Annotated in this window: 17 protein-coding genes; 12 read left to right on the forward strand and 5 right to left on the reverse strand. The window is 68.7% G+C overall.

Annotated elements, in window-relative coordinates:
• The first annotated feature begins 25 nt into the window (after positions 1-25).
• From GD429_RS09060 to GD429_RS09095, 8 genes are all read left to right on the forward strand, one after another.
• Positions 26-1,108 (forward strand): ABC transporter ATP-binding protein, encoded by a 1,083-nt coding sequence (locus GD429_RS09060; protein WP_152856627.1) that lies wholly within the window; start codon positions 26-28, stop codon positions 1,106-1,108.
• Positions 1,109-2,086, forward strand: a complete 978-nt coding sequence (locus GD429_RS09065) for an ABC transporter permease (protein ID WP_152856628.1) — start codon at positions 1,109-1,111, stop codon at positions 2,084-2,086.
• A complete protein-coding gene (locus tag GD429_RS09070; protein WP_152856629.1) occupies positions 2,083-2,877 on the forward strand; it encodes an ABC transporter permease in 795 nt (264 codons plus the stop codon). Before GD429_RS09065 ends, GD429_RS09070 begins: the two co-directional genes overlap by 4 nt.
• Positions 2,877-3,224: a (2Fe-2S)-binding protein gene (locus GD429_RS09075; RefSeq protein ID WP_152856630.1), complete on the forward strand. Its 348-nt coding sequence runs from the start codon at positions 2,877-2,879 to the stop codon at positions 3,222-3,224. Before GD429_RS09070 ends, GD429_RS09075 begins: the two co-directional genes overlap by 1 nt.
• Positions 3,221-4,654, forward strand: coding sequence for an NAD(P)/FAD-dependent oxidoreductase (locus GD429_RS09080; RefSeq protein ID WP_152856631.1), 1,434 nt, complete (start codon positions 3,221-3,223; stop codon positions 4,652-4,654). The genes GD429_RS09075 and GD429_RS09080 overlap by 4 nt, the downstream gene beginning before the upstream one ends.
• Positions 4,647-5,798, forward strand: coding sequence for an NAD(P)/FAD-dependent oxidoreductase (locus GD429_RS09085; protein WP_152856632.1), 1,152 nt, complete (start codon positions 4,647-4,649; stop codon positions 5,796-5,798). Before GD429_RS09080 ends, GD429_RS09085 begins: the two co-directional genes overlap by 8 nt.
• On the forward strand, positions 5,795-6,841 hold the full coding sequence (locus GD429_RS09090; protein WP_152856633.1) for an ABC transporter substrate-binding protein: 1,047 nt from the start codon (positions 5,795-5,797) through the stop codon (positions 6,839-6,841). The genes GD429_RS09085 and GD429_RS09090 overlap by 4 nt, the downstream gene beginning before the upstream one ends.
• Positions 6,842-7,007: 166 nt before the next feature.
• Positions 7,008-8,351 (forward strand): MFS transporter, encoded by a 1,344-nt coding sequence (locus GD429_RS09095; protein WP_152856634.1) that lies wholly within the window; start codon positions 7,008-7,010, stop codon positions 8,349-8,351.
• A 122-nt stretch (positions 8,352-8,473) separates the two neighbouring features.
• Here GD429_RS09095 and GD429_RS09100 read toward each other — a convergent pair whose 3' ends face one another.
• Positions 8,474-9,484: a 3-hydroxybutyryl-CoA dehydrogenase gene (locus GD429_RS09100; protein WP_152856635.1), complete on the reverse strand. Its 1,011-nt coding sequence runs from the start codon at positions 9,482-9,484 to the stop codon at positions 8,474-8,476.
• A complete protein-coding gene (locus tag GD429_RS09105; protein WP_152856636.1) occupies positions 9,481-10,587 on the reverse strand; it encodes an NAD/NADP-dependent octopine/nopaline dehydrogenase family protein in 1,107 nt (368 codons plus the stop codon). Before GD429_RS09105 ends, GD429_RS09100 begins: the two co-directional genes overlap by 4 nt.
• A 149-nt stretch (positions 10,588-10,736) precedes the next feature.
• Between GD429_RS09105 and GD429_RS09110 the strand changes: the two genes are divergently transcribed.
• Complete coding sequence (locus tag GD429_RS09110; RefSeq protein WP_152856637.1) at positions 10,737-11,711, forward strand: AraC family transcriptional regulator; 975 nt, start codon at positions 10,737-10,739, stop codon at positions 11,709-11,711.
• Positions 11,708-12,745, forward strand: a complete 1,038-nt coding sequence (locus GD429_RS09115; protein ID WP_152856638.1) for a LysR family transcriptional regulator — start codon at positions 11,708-11,710, stop codon at positions 12,743-12,745. Before GD429_RS09110 ends, GD429_RS09115 begins: the two co-directional genes overlap by 4 nt.
• Positions 12,746-12,786: 41 nt before the next feature.
• Here the strand turns inward: GD429_RS09115 and GD429_RS09120 are convergent, their stop codons facing one another.
• Entirely contained in the window at positions 12,787-13,905 is a 1,119-nt protein-coding gene (locus GD429_RS09120) for a porin (RefSeq protein WP_152856639.1), read from the reverse strand.
• Between the two features lie 410 nt (positions 13,906-14,315).
• On the opposite strand from GD429_RS09120, the gene GD429_RS09125 reads away from it, so the two are divergent.
• Together GD429_RS09125 and GD429_RS09130 are read left to right on the forward strand one after the other, a co-directional pair.
• Complete coding sequence (locus GD429_RS09125) at positions 14,316-15,713, forward strand: spinster family MFS transporter (RefSeq protein ID WP_152856640.1); 1,398 nt, start codon at positions 14,316-14,318, stop codon at positions 15,711-15,713.
• A gap of 149 nt (positions 15,714-15,862) precedes the next feature.
• Entirely contained in the window at positions 15,863-16,834 is a 972-nt protein-coding gene (locus tag GD429_RS09130; RefSeq protein WP_152856641.1) for a PDR/VanB family oxidoreductase, read from the forward strand.
• A gap of 255 nt (positions 16,835-17,089) precedes the next feature.
• Here the strand turns inward: GD429_RS09130 and GD429_RS09135 are convergent, their stop codons facing one another.
• Both GD429_RS09135 and GD429_RS40985 read right to left on the reverse strand, forming a co-directional pair.
• Entirely contained in the window at positions 17,090-17,533 is a 444-nt protein-coding gene (locus tag GD429_RS09135; RefSeq protein WP_415748930.1) for a DUF4279 domain-containing protein, read from the reverse strand.
• Positions 17,517-17,771, reverse strand: coding sequence for a hypothetical protein (locus tag GD429_RS40985; RefSeq protein ID WP_227791599.1), 255 nt, complete (start codon positions 17,769-17,771; stop codon positions 17,517-17,519). Before GD429_RS40985 ends, GD429_RS09135 begins: the two co-directional genes overlap by 17 nt.
• Positions 17,772-18,414 lie beyond the last annotated feature (643 nt).

The raw sequence follows: 18,414 nt of genomic DNA on the forward strand, positions 1-18,414 counted from the left end.
GCGGTGTGCGAACCCGGAGCTCCCCATGTCGTTTCTCACGCTTACGGATCTGACGAAAACCTTCGGCGAGCTCACCGCCGTCGCCGGCGTCAACCTGTCGGTCGAACAAGGCGAATTCGTGTCGCTGCTCGGGCCGTCGGGCTGCGGCAAGACCACGACGCTGCAGATGATCGCCGGCTTCGTCGACGTCACGCGCGGCCGCATCGCGCTCGACGGGCAGGACATCACGCACCTGAAGCCGAACCGCCGCGGGCTCGGTATCGTGTTCCAGAGTTATGCGCTGTTTCCGCACATGAGCGTCGCGGAGAACGTCGGCTTCGGCCTCGACATGCGCGGCGTCGACAAGGCCGAGCGCGCGGAGCGCATCCGCGCGGCGCTCGCGCTCGTGCGCCTCGATACGCTCGCGCACCGCTTTCCGCGCGAGCTGTCGGGCGGCCAGCGGCAGCGCGTCGCGATCGCGCGCGCGGTCGTGATCGAGCCGCCGGTGCTGCTGCTCGACGAGCCGATGTCGAACCTCGACGCGAAGCTGCGCGAGGACATGCAGTTCGAGTTGCGCGCGATCCAGCGCAAGATCGGCACGACGACGATCATGGTCACGCACGATCAATCGGAAGCGCTGTCGATCAGCGATCGCGTGGTCGTGATGGAAGCCGGCCGCGTCACGCAGATCGACACGCCGTACCAGGCATACGAGCGCCCGGAAAACCGTTTCGTGTCGCAGTTCATCGGCAAGGCGAACCTGCTGCCGGGCACCGTCGTCGCGCACGACGGCGACGCGATCCGCATCGACCTCGGTCACGACCTCGCCGAAACCGGGCGCACCGCGCACCTGCCGCCGCGCGAGCGCGACATGCGCGTCGGCGACGCGGTGTCGGTCTGCATCCGTCCCGAGAAGCTGCGGCTGTGCTCGCCCGATACCGGCCGCTTCGCCGCGACCGTCACGAGCCGCTTCTTCCTCGGCAGCCAGTGGCTGTACCGCGTCGACAGCGCGCTCGGCGAAGTGCTCGTGTGCTGCCAGAACGAAGGCGCAGAGCCGCTCGCGGAAGGCGCGCCGGTCGGCATCGACTGGCACAGCGATGCCGTGCGCGTGATGCGCCGGGAGGCCTGAATGCGACAGCCTTCCCGCCCGCTGCCCACCGACGGCGCGACGGCCGGCCTCGCTCGGCCCACGGCGCCCGATGCCGTGCCGGTGCGCACCGCCACCGGACGCACGATGCGCGCAACGTGGCGCGCCCATGCGCCGCTGTGGCTGATGTGCGCACCCGCGTTCGTACTGTTCGCCGCGCTCGTGCTCGTGCCGCTCGCGATGACGTTCGTGCTGACGTTCTACCGCTACGACCCGGCCACCGGGCCGATCGCCGCGTTCCAGTTCGGCAACTACGCGGAAGTGCTCGGCTCGTCGTACTTCCACACGATCTTCGCGCGCACGTTCGGCATTGCCGCGCTGACGACCGCGATCTGCGTCGCGATCGGCACGCCGGAAGCGTACGTGCTGTCGAAGATGCGCGACCCGTGGCGCTCGCTGTTCCTGCTCGCGATCCTCGCGCCGCTGCTCGTGTCGGTCGTCGTGCGCGCGTTCGGCTGGAGCATGCTGCTGAACACGAGCGGGCTCGTGAACCAGGCGCTCGGGCTCGCCGGCCTCGGGCCGTACAAGCTCGAATACACGACCTTCGCGATCGTGATCGCGCTGGTGCACGTGATGCTGCCGTTCATGGTGATTCCGGTGTGGACCGCGCTGCAGCGCCTCGATCCGCAAACCGAGCACGCGGCGCTGTCGCTCGGTGCGTCGCCGTTCACGACGCTGCGCCGCATCGTGCTGCCGCAGCTCATGCCGGGCGTGCTGTCGGGCAGCCTGATGGTGTTCGGGCTGTCGGCGAGCGCGTTCGCGATTCCCGGCCTGCTCGGCGGGCGCCGGCTGAAGGTCGCGGCCACGGCCGTCTACGACGAATTCCTCGGCTCGCTGAACTGGCCGCTCGGCGCGACGATCGCGGTGCTGCTGCTGGTCGCGAACCTCGTCGTGATGCTCACCTACTACCGCGTGCTCGAACGCCGCTATGCGCGCAGCCTCGGAGGCGCATCCCGATGAGAAAGAACGGCCCCTTCGCCCTCGCGTTCCACACGCTCGTGATGCTGTTCGTGCTCGCGCCGCTCGCGATCGTCGTGCTGGTCGCGTTCACGCCCGACGAAACGCTGACGCTGCCGACCCACGGGCTGTCGCTGCGCTGGTTCCGCGCGATCCTCGACTATCCCGACTTCGTCACCGCATTCTTCAACAGCCTGAAGCTCGCGTTCGCGTCGGCGACGCTGTCGCTCGCGATCGGTTTGCCGGCGGGCCTTGTGATCGGCCGCGCGGCGTTTCCCGGCCGCGCGTTCCTGAACGGGCTGTTGCTGTCGCCGCTGGTGATCCCCGGCCTCGTGCTCGGCATCGCGCTGCTGCGCTTCTTCGCGCTGATCGGTGCGACCGGCTCGTTCGCGTGGCTCGTGCTCGCGCACATGATCGTCATCACGCCGTTCGTGATGCGGCTCGTGCTCGCATCCGTCGCGGGCCTCGACCGCAGCATCGAGCAGGCCGCGTGCTCGCTCGGCGCGGACCCGTGGACGACGTTCCGCCGCATCACGCTGCCGATGATCGTGCCCGGCATCACGGGCGGCTGGCTGCTCGCGTTCATCAACAGCTTCGACGAGCTGACGATGTCGATCTTCGTCACGTCGCCGCAGACGGTCACGCTGCCCGTGCGCATGTACATGTACGCTACCGAATCGATCGACCCGATGATGGCGTCGGTGTCGGCACTCGTCATCTTCATCACCGCCGGCGCGATGCTGCTGCTCGATCGCGTGTACGGCCTGAACCGCATCCTGATCGGCCAACACTGATGTCGACTCCCGTTTCCCGTTCCCAAGACGACCCGGCCGACGGCGCGCAGTTCGTGCGCGTCGCCGAGCGCGAGCGCGCCGCCGTTGCGTTCACGCTCGACGGCCGCCCCACGCACGCGCTCGCCGGCGACACCGTGCTCACCGCGATCCTCGTCGCGCAGCGCCGCGTGCGCGTCAGCGAATTCAGCGGCCAACAGCGCGCAGGCTTCTGCCTGATCGGCGCGTGCCAGGACTGCTGGGTGCGCACCGAGGCCGGCGCGCGCGTGCGCGCGTGCTCGACGCCAATCGCCGAAGGCATGCGAATTCTCACCGCCGTTCGACCGGCCACGACCGGAGACACGCAATGAACGCCGCACTGCAACCGGTGATCGTCGGCGCAGGGCCGGCCGGCGTGCGTGCGGCCGAGGCGCTGGTCGACGCGGGGCTGCGCCCCGTCGTGATCGACGAGAACGCGCGCTGGGGCGGGCAGATCTATCGTCAACCGCCGGCCGACGGCGGCTTTGCGCGCGGCAAAAGCACGCTGTACGGTTTCGAAGCCGCGAAAGCCGACGCCGTGCACCGGACAATGGCCGCGCTGCTGCCGCACGTCGACTACCGGCCGAACACGCTCGCGTGGGCATGCGGCGCGGGCCGTGTCGATACGCTGCAGGACGGGCGAGAAATTACCGTGCCGTACTCCCAGCTGATCATAGCGAGCGGCGCGACCGACCGCATGCTGCCCGTGCCGGGCTGGACGCTCGCCGGCGTCTATACGCTCGGCGGCGCGCAGGTCGCGCTGAAGGCGCAGGGCTGCGCGATCGGCCGGTGCATCGTGTTCGCGGGCACGGGGCCGTTGCTGTATCTCGTCGCGTACCAGTATGCGAAGGCCGGCGCGCAGGTCGCGGCCGTGCTCGACACGAGCCCGCTGCGCCGCCAGGCTGCCGCCGCGCCCGCGCTGCTGCGCATGCCGTCGACCTTCGCGAAGGGGCTCTATTACATCGGCTGGCTGCGCGCGCATGGCGTGGCAATCGAAACGGGCGTCACGCTCGAACGCGTGCTCGGCGATCAGCATGTGACGGGGCTCGCGTGGCGCGCGGCCGGCGGCGATGCGCAGCCGCGCGTGCTCGATTGCGACGCGCTCGGCCTCGGCTTCGGTTTGCGTTCGGAAACGCAGCTCGCCGATCTCGCCGGCTGCCGGTTCGGTTTCGATCCGGTCAACCGCGCATGGCTGCCCGAGCGCGACACGGCCGGCCGCACGTCGGTGCGCGGCATCTACGTCGCGGGCGACGGCGCGGGCATCGCGGGCGCCGACGCGGCCGAAGCGTCGGGCAGGCGCGCGGCGCTTGCGTTGCTCGACGATGCGGGCATCGCGTCACCATCGCCGTCCGGCAAGCCTGACGCGGCGATGCTAGAACGCACGCTCGCCCGCATTGGCGCATTCCGCGCGGGCCTCGAAGCGGCATTCGCGCCGCCCGTCGAGCAGGCCGCACGCTGCCCCGACGACACGATCGTGTGCCGCTGCGAGGAGATCGACGCGGGCACGCTGCGCCGCTGCATCCGTGGCGGCGCGGCGACCGAACTCAACCGGCTGAAAGCGCTGACGCGCGTCGGGATGGGCCGCTGCCAGGGCCGCATGTGCGGCGACGCGGCCGCACTCGTGCTGGCCGCCGCAACCGGCCGGCCGCTCGCCGAGGTCGGCCGGTTGCGCGCGCAACCACCCGTGAAGCCGTTCCCGATCTCGGCCGCGCTCGCGGGCGACGACGTCGCGGCGATTCCCGACGAGGCGCGCGATGAGTGAGAACCGGCATTACGACGTCGCGATCGTCGGCGGCGGCCTCGTCGGCGCATCGGCCGCGCTTGCGCTGACGCGGCGCGGCCTGCGTGTCGGGCTGTTCGAGCGGCGCGACTGCGGCGCGCAGGCGAGCGGCGTGAACTACGGCGGCGTGCGCTGCCAGGGCCGCCCGGCCGAGCAATTGCCGCTCGCGCTGCGCGCGCGGCGCATCTGGGATCGCCTGCCCGAGCTGATCGGCATCGATGGCGAATTCGTCGTGTCGGGGCACTTGCGGCTCGCGCGCAGCGACGCCGATCTCGATGCGCTCGACGCGTATGCAGCGCTTGCCGGCGAGCACGGCTTGCCGCTACAGGTGATGCGCGGCGACGCGTTCCGCCGTCGTTATCCGTGGCTCGGCCGCGCGGCGCTCGGCGGCTCGCTGTGCGAGACCGACGGCCATGCGAACCCGCGCCTCGTGTCGCCCGCGTTCGCGCGCGCGGCCCGCGCGGCGGGCGCGGACGTGTTCGAGCACACGCCGGTCGACGACGTTCATCACGACGGCACATGCTTCCACTTCCACGCAAGCGGCCGCGCATGCACCGCGACGTGGCTGATCAATTCGGCCGGCGCATGGGCGAACACGATCGCCGAGCGCTTCGGCGAAGCCGTGCCGATGGAGCCGATCTACCCGAACATGTGGGTGACCGAACCGCTGCCGCCGTTCATCACGCACAACCTCGGCGTATACGGCGGCGGCGTGTACGCGCGGCAGGTCGCGCGCGGCAACTGCGTGATCGGCGGCGGGCGCGGTCGTGGCGACGGCGAATTCGGCCAGCCGTCGGTCGATACGACGCGTGCGGTGATGCGCGACGCGTGCGCGCTGCTGCCCGCACTGCGCGACGCGCTGCTGATCCGCACGTGGAGCGGCGTCGAAGGCTGCACGCCCGACCACAACCCGATCATCGGCGCGAGCCGCACGACGCCGAACCTGCTGCATGCGTTCGGTTTCTCCGGAGGCGGCTTCCTGCTCGCGCCCGGCGTCGGCGACGTGCTCGCCGATCTCGTCACGACCGGCGAAACCGCCACGCCACTCGATGCATTCTCGATCGGACGCTTCTTCCGCGAAGCCGCGCCGACCGCCCCTTTCCCCCAAGAGGAGACCTCTCGATGAAACTGCTCGGTACGATCGCGGCCGCAGCCGCACTCTGCATCGCCGGCGCCGGCGCGCCCGCGTTCGCGCAAACGAAGACGATCTACATCGGCATGAACGGCGGGCCGATGGAAAAGGCCTATACGAGCCAGGTGCTACCCGACTTCGAGAAGGCGAACAACGTGAAGGTCGTCGTCGTGCCCGGCACGTCGTCGGACGTGCTCGCGAAGCTGCTCGCGAACCGCAACAAGCCGCAGATCCACGTCGCGTTCCTCGACGACGGCGTGATGGCGCGCGCGGTCAGCCTCGGCGTGTGCCAGAAGCTCGACGATGCGCCGGTGCTGAAGGAGCTGTACCCGTTCGCGCGGATGAAGGACGACGTCGGCGCGGGCGTGCAGCTCGGGATGACCGGCATCGCGTACAACAAGAAGCTGTTCGCGGAGAAAGGCTGGGCGCCGCCGACGTCGTGGATGGATTTCGCCGATCCGAAATACAAGGGCAAGGTCGTGTTCCAGTCGGCGTCGAGCAGCACGTTCGGGCTGCACGGCTTCCTCGCGATCAACCGGCTGCTCGGCGGCAGCGAGCAGAACGTCGAGCCCGGCTTCAGCAAGTGGGCGAGCACGGTCGGGCCGAACGTCGTCGAATACATCCCGAACTCGGCGAAGATCTCCGAGATGGTGCAGACCGGCGAAGCCGGCCTGTTCCCGCTCACGCCGACCGGCGTCGGCGACCTGCAGGACAAGGGCATTCCCGTCGCGTATGCGAATCCGAAGGAAGGCCCGGTGCTGCTGCTCGTCGACCTGTGCGTGGTCGCGAACAATCCCGATCCGCAGCTCGCGCAGAAGCTCGCGCAGTTCCTGCTGTCCGCGCCCGCGCAGACGAAGGCCGCCGAGGCCGGCAAGCAGATCCCGACCAACCGTCTCGCGAAGATGCCCGCCGGGATGCAGCAGAGCCTCGGCAATGTCGACGATCTGGTGCGCAAGGTGACGGTGGTCGACTGGGCCGCGATCAACGCGCGCCGCGCGCAGTGGGATACGCGCTGGAACCGGCAGATCGAGCGGTAACGGCGTGCCGGGCGCGGGCACGGCCGCGCGCCCGGCGCGACCATCATTTGCGGGAGTGATGACACTCCCCTTTTTCTGCGGATTTGACCGGGAAGGCGGTGCCGACAACACTAGCCCGCAGTGCTGCACAGACGGCACGCGCCCGCCTCCCCCTTCAGAGTCCGCCATGTACCCGACCGACACCGTGCAGTCCCCGAGCGCCGCCCGGCCGCTCGCCGACCGGCAGCTCCGCCGGATCGTCATCGCCTCCGTCGCCGGCAACGCGATGGAATGGTATGACTTTTTCGTGTACGGCACGGCCGCGGCGCTCGTGTTCGGCCACGTGTTCTTTCCGCCCGGCGCGTCGCCGCTCGCGGGCAGCCTCGCCGCATTCGCGGCGTTCGCGCTCGGCTTCGTCGCGCGGCCGCTCGGCGGGATCGTGTTCGGCCACGTCGGCGATCGTTACGGGCGCAAGGCATCGCTCGTGTGGACGCTGCTGATCATGGGCACGTCGACCTTCGCGATCGGCCTGCTGCCGACCTACGCGCAGGTCGGCCTGTGGGCGCCGGCGGCGCTCGTCGTGCTGCGCCTGCTGCAAGGCATCGCGTCCGGCGGCGAATGGGGCGGCGGCGTGCTGATGATCAGCGAGAACGCGCCGCCCGAGCAGCGCGGTTATTACGCCGCGTGGAGCCAGCTCGGCGTGGGCGGCGGCTTCGTGCTGTCGTCGGCCGCGTTTCTTGCCGCGCACGCGCTGCCGGACGACGCGTTCCGCACCTGGGGCTGGCGGCTGCCGTTCCTCGCGAGCATCGCCATCTTCGCGATCGGCATCTATATTCGCCGCCATCTGCCGGAAAGCCGCGACTTCGAGCAGGCCGGCAAGCGCGGTGCGCACACGCATCTGCCGATCGTCGAGTGCATCCGCCGCCACCCGAAGGAAATCCTGCTCGCGATGGGGTTGCGCGTGGCCGAGAACGGCGGCGCGTACATCTTCCTCGCGTTCTCGCTCGTCTACGGCAAATACGTCGGCATTCCGAACGGCGTGATGCTGACCGGCGTGATGATCGCGATGATCGTCGAGATGGGCGCGATGCTCGCGTGGGGCCGGCTGTCCGACCGGATCGGCCGCAAGCCCGTTTACCTGATCGGCGCGCTGAGCCTCGTCGCGTGCGCGTTTCCGTTCTTCTGGCTGCTCGACACGCGTGCGACGCCGCTCGTGTGGCTCGCGCTGACGATCGGCACGGCCGTCAGCCACGGCGCGATGATCGGCACGCTGCCCGCGCTCGTCGGCGAACTGTTCAGCACCGAGGTGCGCTACTCGGGCGTCGCGCTCGGGCACGAGGTCGCGTCGATCTTCGCGGGCGGGATGTCGCCGCTGATCGCAACCGCGCTGCTCGCGCGCTATCACGCGTCGTGGCCGGTGTCGCTGTTCCTCGTCGCACTCGGCCTCGTCACCGTCGCGACGCTGTGCGTGATGCGCGAAACGCGGATCGTGAGGGCCGCTCCCGCTGCCGCCTCTACCGACACGGTGTGACCAAGATGCTTCGATCCGCGCAAGCGGGCCGATCCGCACCGGCGGGCGGTAAACACGGTGGCGGCCGGCATGCCCGTTCCCGGCGCGTGCCACCGCTCGCGCTCGCCGCCCCGACGCGCCGCCTAGCTGCCGCCCTTCCGCCGCGCGCCATCGAACACCGGCGCAAGCCCGAGATGGTCGAGCAGCCGTGCGAATTCGCCGAGCCGCTGCCGCATGTACGCGGGCACATCCACGTTCGCATAGTCGTGGAACCCGGCGCCCGTACGCACGCCGTCGCGCCCGGCCTCCATGTTGCGCACGACGCTCGCGGCCGGCGCGAAGCGCGGGCCGATCTCGCCGGCCAGGTACTTCGACGCGTAGTACAGGATGTCGCAGCCGCCCCAGTCGATGAATTCGAGCAACCCGAGCACCGCGAAACGCGGGCCGAAGCCGGTGCGGATCGCCGTGTCGATGTCCTGCGCGCTCGCGACGCCTTCCTCGACCATCCGCGCGGCCTCGTTCATCGCGAGCGCCTGGATGCGCGGCACGATATAGCCGGGCGCCGGCCCGCAGATCACCGGCTTCTTGCCGACGCGTTCGAGCAGCGCGGCGAGCCGGTCGACCACCGACTGATCGGTTGCATCGCTGCGGCTGATCTCGACGAGCGGCATCAGCAGCGCGGGGTTCAGCCAGTGCGCGTTCAGCATCCGTGCAGGATGCGCGACATGGCGCTGCAACTCGGTGACGACGAACGTCGACGTCGTCGACGCGATCGTTGCGTGCGCATCGACATGCTCGCCGAGCCAGCGCAGCGCGTCGGCCTTCGCGTCGAGCATTTCGGGCAGCGCCTCGAATACGACATCCGCGCGCCGCACCACATCCGCCGCGCCGTCCCGCGCAACGAGTGCGATGCGCGCGACGACGGCGTCGGCTTGCACGGCATCGATGCAGCCAAGCGCGACCTGCGCGCGCAGCGGCCGCGCGATCTCGTCGCGCGTGCGATCCTCGAATGCGCGCCATCCGGCCGCATCGCGCGGCTTGAAGTCGACCAGCGTCACGCTGAGGCCCGCGAACGCGAACACGAGCGCGATCCCCTGCCCCATGCGTCCCGCGCCGAGCACATGCACGCGCGTCACATCGGCTGCCGCGCTCATGCCGCGTACCCCGCGTCGAGCAGCGCACGCATCGCGTCGTTCGACAACGCCGCGAGCCCGAGCCGCTCCAGCGTGCGGCCTTCCGCATACAGATCGCGCACCGCGACCGCGCTCGCGATGCTCAGCAGCCCCTGCGCGACGGGCGTCGGCACGCCGGCCCGGCGCCCGCACGACACGATGAAGGACAACCCGAGCCGGGTGTCCTCGAGCATGTAGCGATGCGTGCGCAGATCGATCTTCTCGCGCCAGTCGCCGCTATCGGTCAGCTTGCCGTGCGCGCCGCGCCCGTACATCCATTCGTCGCCTTCGGCCGCGTAATGATCCGCGAGCGGGAAATGCGGCGCGCGGTAGCCGAGCGCTTCGCGCACCGCGATGCGCTCGGCGTCGAGCGCGTTCGTCACGCGGCGGATCGCCGGCTGCGTGCCTTCGTTGTGGATGTCCCATGCGTCGAAGTGTTCGAGCGGCCCGGCGTTCATCAGGATCAGCGGCGGATGGATCACGGGCCCCGCGTTCATCAGCGCGCCGGACAACGCATCGTCGACCGGCTCGACCGACGGATAGCCCGTGCGCAGCACGTCGAACGCCCAGCCGGCTGCGTTCGCGGGGAACACGCCGGTCGGCAGCCGCGTCGCATACGCGCTGATCACGACCTCGTTGTCGCCGTGCTTGCGCACCAGGTACGGCAGCGTGCCCGTCTCGGCGAACGCGACCCGCGAGCGGTTGCCCGCATCGGCCGCCGCTCGCGCGAACACGAAGCTGCCGAACGTGCCGGGCGGCAGGAACACGACCTGGCCGTCCTCCAGCAGCGGTGCGACCCGCGCGGCGAGCGCGTCGTGCGACGTGGCCGGCAGCGGCACCACGACGAGCCGTGCGCCGCGCAGCGCGGCTGCGAGATCGTCGGTCAGGCGGATCGCGCCCGGCGCATCGCCGAGCGGCACCTGTCGCTTGCCGCGATAGTCGGTCACGTTCAACACGCCGAGCTCGCGCAGATGCGCGTGCGGTTCGCGGTCGCGCCGCCACCATGTCACGTCGTGCCCCTTCTCGAGCAGGTCGATGGCTGCCGCATGGCAGCCGTGGCCGCCGCCCAGTACACATACCTTCATCGTCGTCTCCGGTTGATCGAGTGTTTCCGAGACTACGCGGCCGCCCCCGCCGCGTCGCTTCAAAACGCGCAACGACGCGCCCGTTCGCGCAACGCAATCGCGGCGCTGCGCATGAAGCCGCGCCAACGCATCCGATACGAGGTCCATGAATGGACATTGCCCTTTCCCGCCATGCGCCGAACCGGCTCGGCACGCTGCAGGCACCCGACGAAGTCGAACGCGCGGTCGCGCACCGGCTCGGGCCGCACCGGATGGCCGCGCGCGGCCGCGATCCGTTTCGCGCGGAGCTGTACGAAGTGCCGCTGCATCACGGCGCGCTGCTCGAACTCTGCTACGGCCGCGAAATGCGCATCGACTTCGGCGGCGACGCCGATCACTTCCTGTTCAGGCTGACGCTCGCCGGTGCCTGCGAGCTGCAGGCCGGCAGCGTCGTCGCGCGCGCCGGCCCCGGCGAGCTGACCGTGTCGTCGCCCGCGCTCGCGAGCCGCCTGAGCACGAGCCCCGATTGCCGCAACCTCGTGCTGCGGCTCGAACGCGGCGCGCTCGAACGCAAGCTGCAGGACATGCTGCACGCGACGCTCACGCGCCCGCTGCAGTTCGAACTCGCGGCCGGCGGCACCGGCGCGGGCGCCGCGCTCGTGCTGCCGACGTTCGAATACCTGTGCCGGCTCGGCGCGCAACCGGGCATCGGCACGGCCGCGACAACCTTCGGCGCCGACCTCACCGCGTGGCTGATGTCGCTGCTGCTCACGCACCTGCCGCACTCGTACAGCGACACGCTCGCCCGCGGCACGCCGCCGCTGCCCGCGCATGTGCGCCGCGCGTGCGACCACGTCGACGCGCATCTCGGCGAACCGCTCGCGCTCGCCGCGCTGGCGGCCGTCGCCGGCGTCGCACCGCGCACGCTGCAGCACGCGTTCCGCGCGTTCCTGCACACCACGCCGGCCGCGTACGTGCGCGAGCGCCGGCTCGCCGCCGTGCACGCGGCGCTGCAACGCGGCGACGCGCGCAGCGTGACCGACGTGCTGATCGCGCACGGCATCCATGGCTTCGGCCATTTCGCGAAGGCGTATGCGCGACGTTACGGCCATGCGCCTTCCGTCACCGCGAGGAAACCACGATGACGCATCCCGCAACCGGCCGCCCCGCGGCCCCGGCTCGCGCCGATCCCGTGCCGCACGACAGCGACGCGCCCGACGGCCTGCGCGTGCAGGATCTCGATCTCAACCTGCTGAAGACGTTTCGCGCGGTCTACGAGGAGCGGCACGTCGGCCGCGCGGCGCTGCGGCTCGGCGTCACGCAGCCGTCCGTCAGCTACGCGCTCGGCCGGCTGCGGCTGATGTTCCGCGACGCGCTGTTCGTACGCACCGGCACCGGCGTCGAGCCGACGCCGCGCGCGCAACGGCTTGCACTATCGGTCGACAAGGCGCTCGCGATCCTGCAGGACGTGCTCGACGAAGGCTCGCGCTTCACGCCCGACAGCACGCAACGCGTGTTTCGCCTGCACATGAGCGATTTCGCGGCGAGTGCGTTCCTGCCGACGCTGCTCGCCGAATTCGACCGGCGCGCGCCGGGCGCCGTGATCGAGACACTGCACGTCGACGAATGCCAGTTGAACGTCGCGCTCGAATCGGGGCGCATCGATTTCGCGCTCGGGCATTTCGCCGACGCGTCGAGCCACTTCCAGCGCACCGCGCTGCTGCACGAGCGCTGCGTGCTGCTGATGCCGCGCCGCACCGCGCAGCGCATCGGTTTGCCCGACGATTTCGTGCTCGACGGCGCGGCGCCCGACGCGCTGCGCTTCGTCGCGGTCACGTCGCATCCGCAGTCGATGCAATTGCTCGAACGGCACGGGCTCATGCCGCGCGTGCGCGCGGCGCTGCCCGATTTCATGGTGGTGCCCGCGCTGCTGCAGGACGGCGATTACGCGCTGATCCTGCCCGAGACGATCGCGATCACGTTCGCGGCGCGGCAACCGTGCGCGCTGTACGAAATCGCCGGCGCCTGCGAATGGCCCGTCAACGCGTACTGGCACCGGCGTTTCGATGCGGACCCCGGCCATCGCTGGCTGCGCGCGTTGCTGCTCGAACTGTTCAAGATCGGCCAGCAGGCGCCGTTCGACGCATGGCTCGCGCCGCAGCCGCCGGCCTGCGCATGACGACACACGCCGGCGCGGGCCGGCCGGCGTGGCCGGAGCGATCAGAACGACGTGAGGATGCCCGCGACGATCGAGCTGGCGGTCGCGCCCGGCTTGGCGACCGCGACGCCGCCGCCCGCCGCGCCGTTGACGACGAAGCGCGCATGCGCACCGTTGCGCACCATCGCGGCGCCCGTATACAGCACCGTGCGCTTCGACAGCGGATAGTCGAAGCGGATGCCATACGAATCGGCGTTGCCTTCGCTGTCCGCGACCTTCCGGTAATGGCCGACGCTCAGCAGCAGCGACGCGCGCCCGATCGGCACCGTCGCGCTCAGTTCTATGATGTCGCTGTGCGGATACGCGCTCTGGCTGTCGATCGCGGTCGCGACGTCGGGCCCGCCGCGATGACGCAGATACAACGCGGCGACCTTCACGACGTTGAAGTCATACGAAATCGCACCGACCGTGTAGTTGCCGTTCGCGGCCGGGCTCGTATCGCCAAGCTTCGACGCGGCAACCGGGCTGAACTTCTGCTGCATGTAGTCGACATCCACCGACAGCCCGCCGCGCGCGTAGTTGAGGCCCGCGCCGTACGTATCGCCAAGCGTCGCAGGCTGGCCGGCCGCGCCGTTGGTGCCGCGCGCGGCCATCGCGCGCAGCATGAAGCCCGCATAGCGCGGCGACGTATAGCGCATCGAGTTGCGCACGCGCAGGAACGCGGGCCCGACGAAGTTGTTCGTCGCGTTGCCCCATGCAAGCCCCGCACCGAGGCCGGGCAGGCTGTACGTGACGAACGTCGTGTGCACGATCGTGTAGAGCTCGCCGAACTGCACGCCGCCGAACGGCCCCGTGATGCCGACCCACGCTTCGCGGCCGAACAACGCGCTGCTGTTCGACAGTGCACCGCTCGCCGCGTTGAAGCCGTCCTCGAGCTTGAAGATCGTCGCGTAGCCGCCGCCGAGATCCTCGACGCCTTTCAGCCCCCATTGCGTCGCGAACAGGTTGCCGCTGCCCATGCGCGTCACGTGGTTCGGCCCGGCGTTCGCGTATTCGATCGCGGTGTCGATGCGGCCGTAGAGCGTCACGCCCGATTGCGCGAACGCAGGCAGCGCGATGCAGGCCAGCAGCGCCGCAAGCGATACGGCAAGCCGGTCGGCCCGCCCGTTCGGATGGTTCATGTTCGTCGTCCCGTAGAAATGCCGGCGCCTGTCGACATCGCGCCGTGCGGTGTGAAGCGCGTTCGCCGCAAGCGGCCAACGCTGCCAATGAAAAACGGGCCGAGTCTAGGAACGACAATTTCGGACGTCGACGCAATGCGATCTATATCGCTTATAGATGCGCCGCATGATGCGCGCGCGCCCCGCCGCCTATGCGTTGCGCGGCGGCCCGCGCGCACGGCCCTGGTGTTTTCTTTATCCGGGTCGGTAGATGCCCGTGTGACGCGGCTGTCACTCCGGCTATGGCGGCCGAATTTGGCCGACTACGCTGCGTCTCCGATCGTGTCACCCGCACGCTTTCGCGCCGCGACGGCGCCCGGCCCGCAAGGCCGCTGCCGCGCTTTTCCACCGCCCGCTCCTGGAGAATCCGCATGTCCGCATTCACGGCCCGCGCTGCCGACGGCAAGCGCTATACGTACGAATGGTATGTCGTCGTCATCTGCATGCTCGCGTACGTCTTTTCGTTCGTCGACCGTCAGGTCCTCGTGCTGATGATCGAACCGATCAAGCGCGACCTGCACCTTTCCGATACGCAGTTCAGCCTGCTGAACGGCTTCGCGTTCTCGCTGTTCTATGCGGTGATGGGGCTGCCCGTCGCGTATCTCGCCGACCGCTACGCGCGCCCGCGGATCATCTCGATCGGCATCGCGCTGTGGAGCGTCGCGACCGCCGCGTGCGGGCTCAGCCAGCATTTCGTGCAGATGTTCATCGCGCGGATGGGCGTCGGCGTCGGCGAGGCGGCGCTGTCGCCCGGCGCGTACTCGATGCTCGCCGACTACTTCCCGAAGGAGAAGCTCGGGCGCGCGATCGCCGTGTATTCGCTCGGCTCGTTCATCGGCGGCGGCGTCGCGTTCCTGATCGGCGGCTACGTGATCGCACTGCTCAAGCATGCGAGCGCGTTCACACTGCCGGTCGTCGGGCAGGTGCATGCGTGGCAGGTCACGTTCCTGATCGTCGGGCTGCCGGGGCTCCTCGTCGCGCTGCTGTTCGCCGCGACCGTGCGCGACCCGCAGCGCAAGGGGCTCGCGCAGGATCGCTCGGGCGCCGTGCGGCGCGTGTCGATGCGCGATTCGCTGCGCTTCGTCGGCACGCACCGCGCGACCTTCGCGTGCCACTACCTCGGCTTCTCGTTCTACGCGATGACGCTGTACTGCCTGCTGAGCTGGACGCCCGCGTTCTATATCCGCCGCTTCGGTATGACGGCCGTCGAAGCCGGCTACACGCTCGGCATCGTGTTGCTGGTCGCGAACACGGCCGGCGTGTTCTGCGGCGGCTGGCTCAACGACTGGCTGCTGCGCCGCGGCCGCAGCGATGCGCCGATGCGCGCCGGTGCGATCGGCGCCGCGTGCATGGTGATCCCCGCGACGCTGTTCACGCAGCTCGACCACCTGCCGTCGTCGCTCGCGATGCTCGTCGTCGCGATGTTCTTCGCGTCGTTCCCGATGCCGACGTCGACCGCCGCGATGCAAACGCTCGCGCCGAACCAGATGCGCGCGCAGATCTCCGCGCTGTTCCTGCTCGTGTCGAACCTGATCGCGCTCGGAATCGGCACGACCGTCGTCGCGCTGTTTACCGATCGCGTGTTCGGCGCGCCGGCGGCGGTTGGCCATTCGATGTCGATCGTCAATGTCGCGGCGGCCACGCTCGCCGCGCTGTTGCTCGCGGCCGGGTGCCGGCACTATCGCCGCAGCCTCGATCGCGAACGCGGTCATGCGCCGGCAGCGGCAGCGCAGGCGGCCGATGCCGGTGACGCGATCGCTGCGCGCTGATCGCAGCGGGCGACCGGAAATTATCCATCCCACTGATTCAGGCATCGCTTTTTAATCGATTTGATTTATGCGATGCCCGTCCCTATTCTCGATCGCATGACGGCGCGGTGTCTGCCGCGCCGCTTTCCTCTTACCCCACGGAATTTCCCATGCAAGCGAACCGCCACCAGGTCCGGATCGACGCGCTGATCGACGCGGCGCAGGACATCCGCTGTTTCCGGGTTTCGCGCGTCGACGGTCAGCCGTTCGACGCGTACGAACCGGGTGCCCATATCGACGTCACCGCGCCATCCGGCATCACGCGGCAATACTCGCTGTGCGGCAACCCCGACGAGCGCGGCAGCTACTTGTTCGCGGTAAAGAAGGAAGCGCAGTCGCGCGGTGGCTCGCGTTCGTTGCACGACGACGTGACAGTCGGCGCCGAGTTGTCGATCGGCGCGCCGCGCAACCTGTTTCGTCTGACGGATGACGCGAGCGAACACGTGTTGATCGCGGCCGGCATCGGCATCACGCCGCTGCTGTCGATGGCGTATGCGCTGCACAAGCGCAGCGCGCGCTACCGGTTGCACTACTTCGTGCGCAGCCGCGGGCACGCGGCCTTCGTCGACGAATTGTCGGCCGAACCGTTCGCGTCGCACGTGACGTTTCACTACGGCGTCGAGCCCGATGCGCTCGCGGTTGAACTCGGCCGTTGCGTCGAATCGATCGATACGCACGCGCATGTGTACACGTGCGGCCCGGGGCCGTTCATGGATGCGGTCGTCGCTGCGGCTACGACGCGCATTCCCGACGAATCGATCCATCTCGAACGTTTCGCCGCAGAGCCAGCCGCCGACGCCAGCACCGGCCCGTCCGACGGCTTCGAAGTGCGCCTGCAGCGCAGCGGCCAATCGGTGCGCGTCACGCCGGACACGTCGATCGTCGACGCGCTCGCGAGAATCGGCATCGAAGTCGATACGTCATGCGGCGAAGGGGTGTGCGGCACCTGCATGGTGCCCGTCATCGACGGCGAGCCCGATCATCGCGACCATTGCCTCAGCAAGGCCGAACGCGCGAGCAACACGGTGATCTGCTGCTGCGTGTCGCGCGCGCGCTCGGCGGTGCTCGTCCTCGATCTCTGACGCGCCCTACAATGACTTACGGCCAATATGGCTGTCTGACACGCGCAATGTACGACAGCCATACGAAAATTGTATCGTGAGTCTCTCAAGCCGGCCCCGCCGCACCCAGCCCTTCCCCCGTTTCACATCGGTCTTCTCGATCGGTCAAACCGTTCGCGCGCGGCATCTCCCGACGCATTGCGCCAATGAGCCCTGCACGCGGCACCCTTCGTTCAAGCGCCGCGCGTCTCGGTTCGTTCACTCCGTCTCGCGCGGCTATCGATACTCATCGATTTCAACTACACCACCGATCGATTCGATGAGCTTGCGGGTGTCCGCTGACACATAGGGAACACGATCACCCGTCTCGTTGTCCCAGTAGCAGAAGAATCGCATACGCGCGCCAGCTTTTTCGATTCGCTCCCGGAGACCATCGCGTGGCAACGAAAGGCGATCGATCAGGTAACGCAGGTGCGGCTCCAAGCGATCACTATCCACAACGGCCTTGCTTTCCAATGCCCAAAGATTGAGCTTGCCCGGCCGCATGCTGAGGCGTCCGGATGGCAGCACGTAGGGCTTCCCTCGCGTAATCGTGCGAGTCGGGAATACGCCAAAGAATGCAGTCCACGTATCCGGGTGCGTGTCCTCCGACGAGATAATGAACGTCGCGTGTGCAAGCGTGTTCTCGGGAGGCGTAGGTGAGTCAGGGTGCATAGTCATGGATGTTGTCAATAATTACGCCTTTGAACTCGACATCTCCGCCGTCATGGAAGATGACATTGTCGGCAGGCCCTAAGCCGTTCGCCGGCTTCAGGATATGCAGCATTTGCCCGAACGTCTTACGGTCGTACCCAAGCATCTTTGCCGCAAAGTTGGGGTTGTTGGTCGCGGCGGCGAGCGATTCAATCGCTATCGCTGACTTGGCCTCCGATGTAATCGAACGGCTGCGCGTCGCCAAGCAAGGCGGATGCACCGCCCGCAAACCCTGCTGCGCCGCCTGAGCCCGTACCTGCAACGCCTTCCAGATAGCTCATCAGCCCGCCTGCCGATACGTCGCTAGGCGTGGCCCAACTCGGCATAGGCTTGTCGACTGGTAGCGCGGCCATTCCCGGCACGCTGCCGAACCTGCTGGCTTTTGGGAAAGGCGGTGTCGTGGGTGAGCCTCCGCCAGAGCCGCCACCGCCTCCCACCGGCCGAACTATGGACACAGATACGCGCCCATCGTCTATGGCGGACCTAAGGGCGGCAACCGGATCGATGCTATGAAACCCTAGACCTAACTCTCTGAGGTAGCCAGCAGCCCCACCCGTGAGCCCCGCATACTTCGGCCAGTGCAACATCAATTCGGACACGTCGCTGCGTTGACTTGCCGACCGGCTTTCACCGTTTGAACCTGCCGCGCGCGTCAGCGTAGCGCGCTTTCCAGAACCCAGATCAATAATCACTGAAGCCATGAATCCTGTTCTCCGTATCGGCTTCGCAGTACATAACGTTGCTCTCTCAACGTTAGGCCCAGCACTTCGAAGCCCATACTTTAGCAGGAGTGTCCGGACGGACGGCTTCGGGTCAGAGTACTCGCGATGAATCAAAGCTTCATCTTG

This window comes from Burkholderia sp. BE17, from assembly GCF_009362305.1.
In the GTDB taxonomy this organism is placed as follows: Bacteria; Pseudomonadota; Gammaproteobacteria; order Burkholderiales; family Burkholderiaceae; genus Burkholderia; species Burkholderia pyrrocinia_C.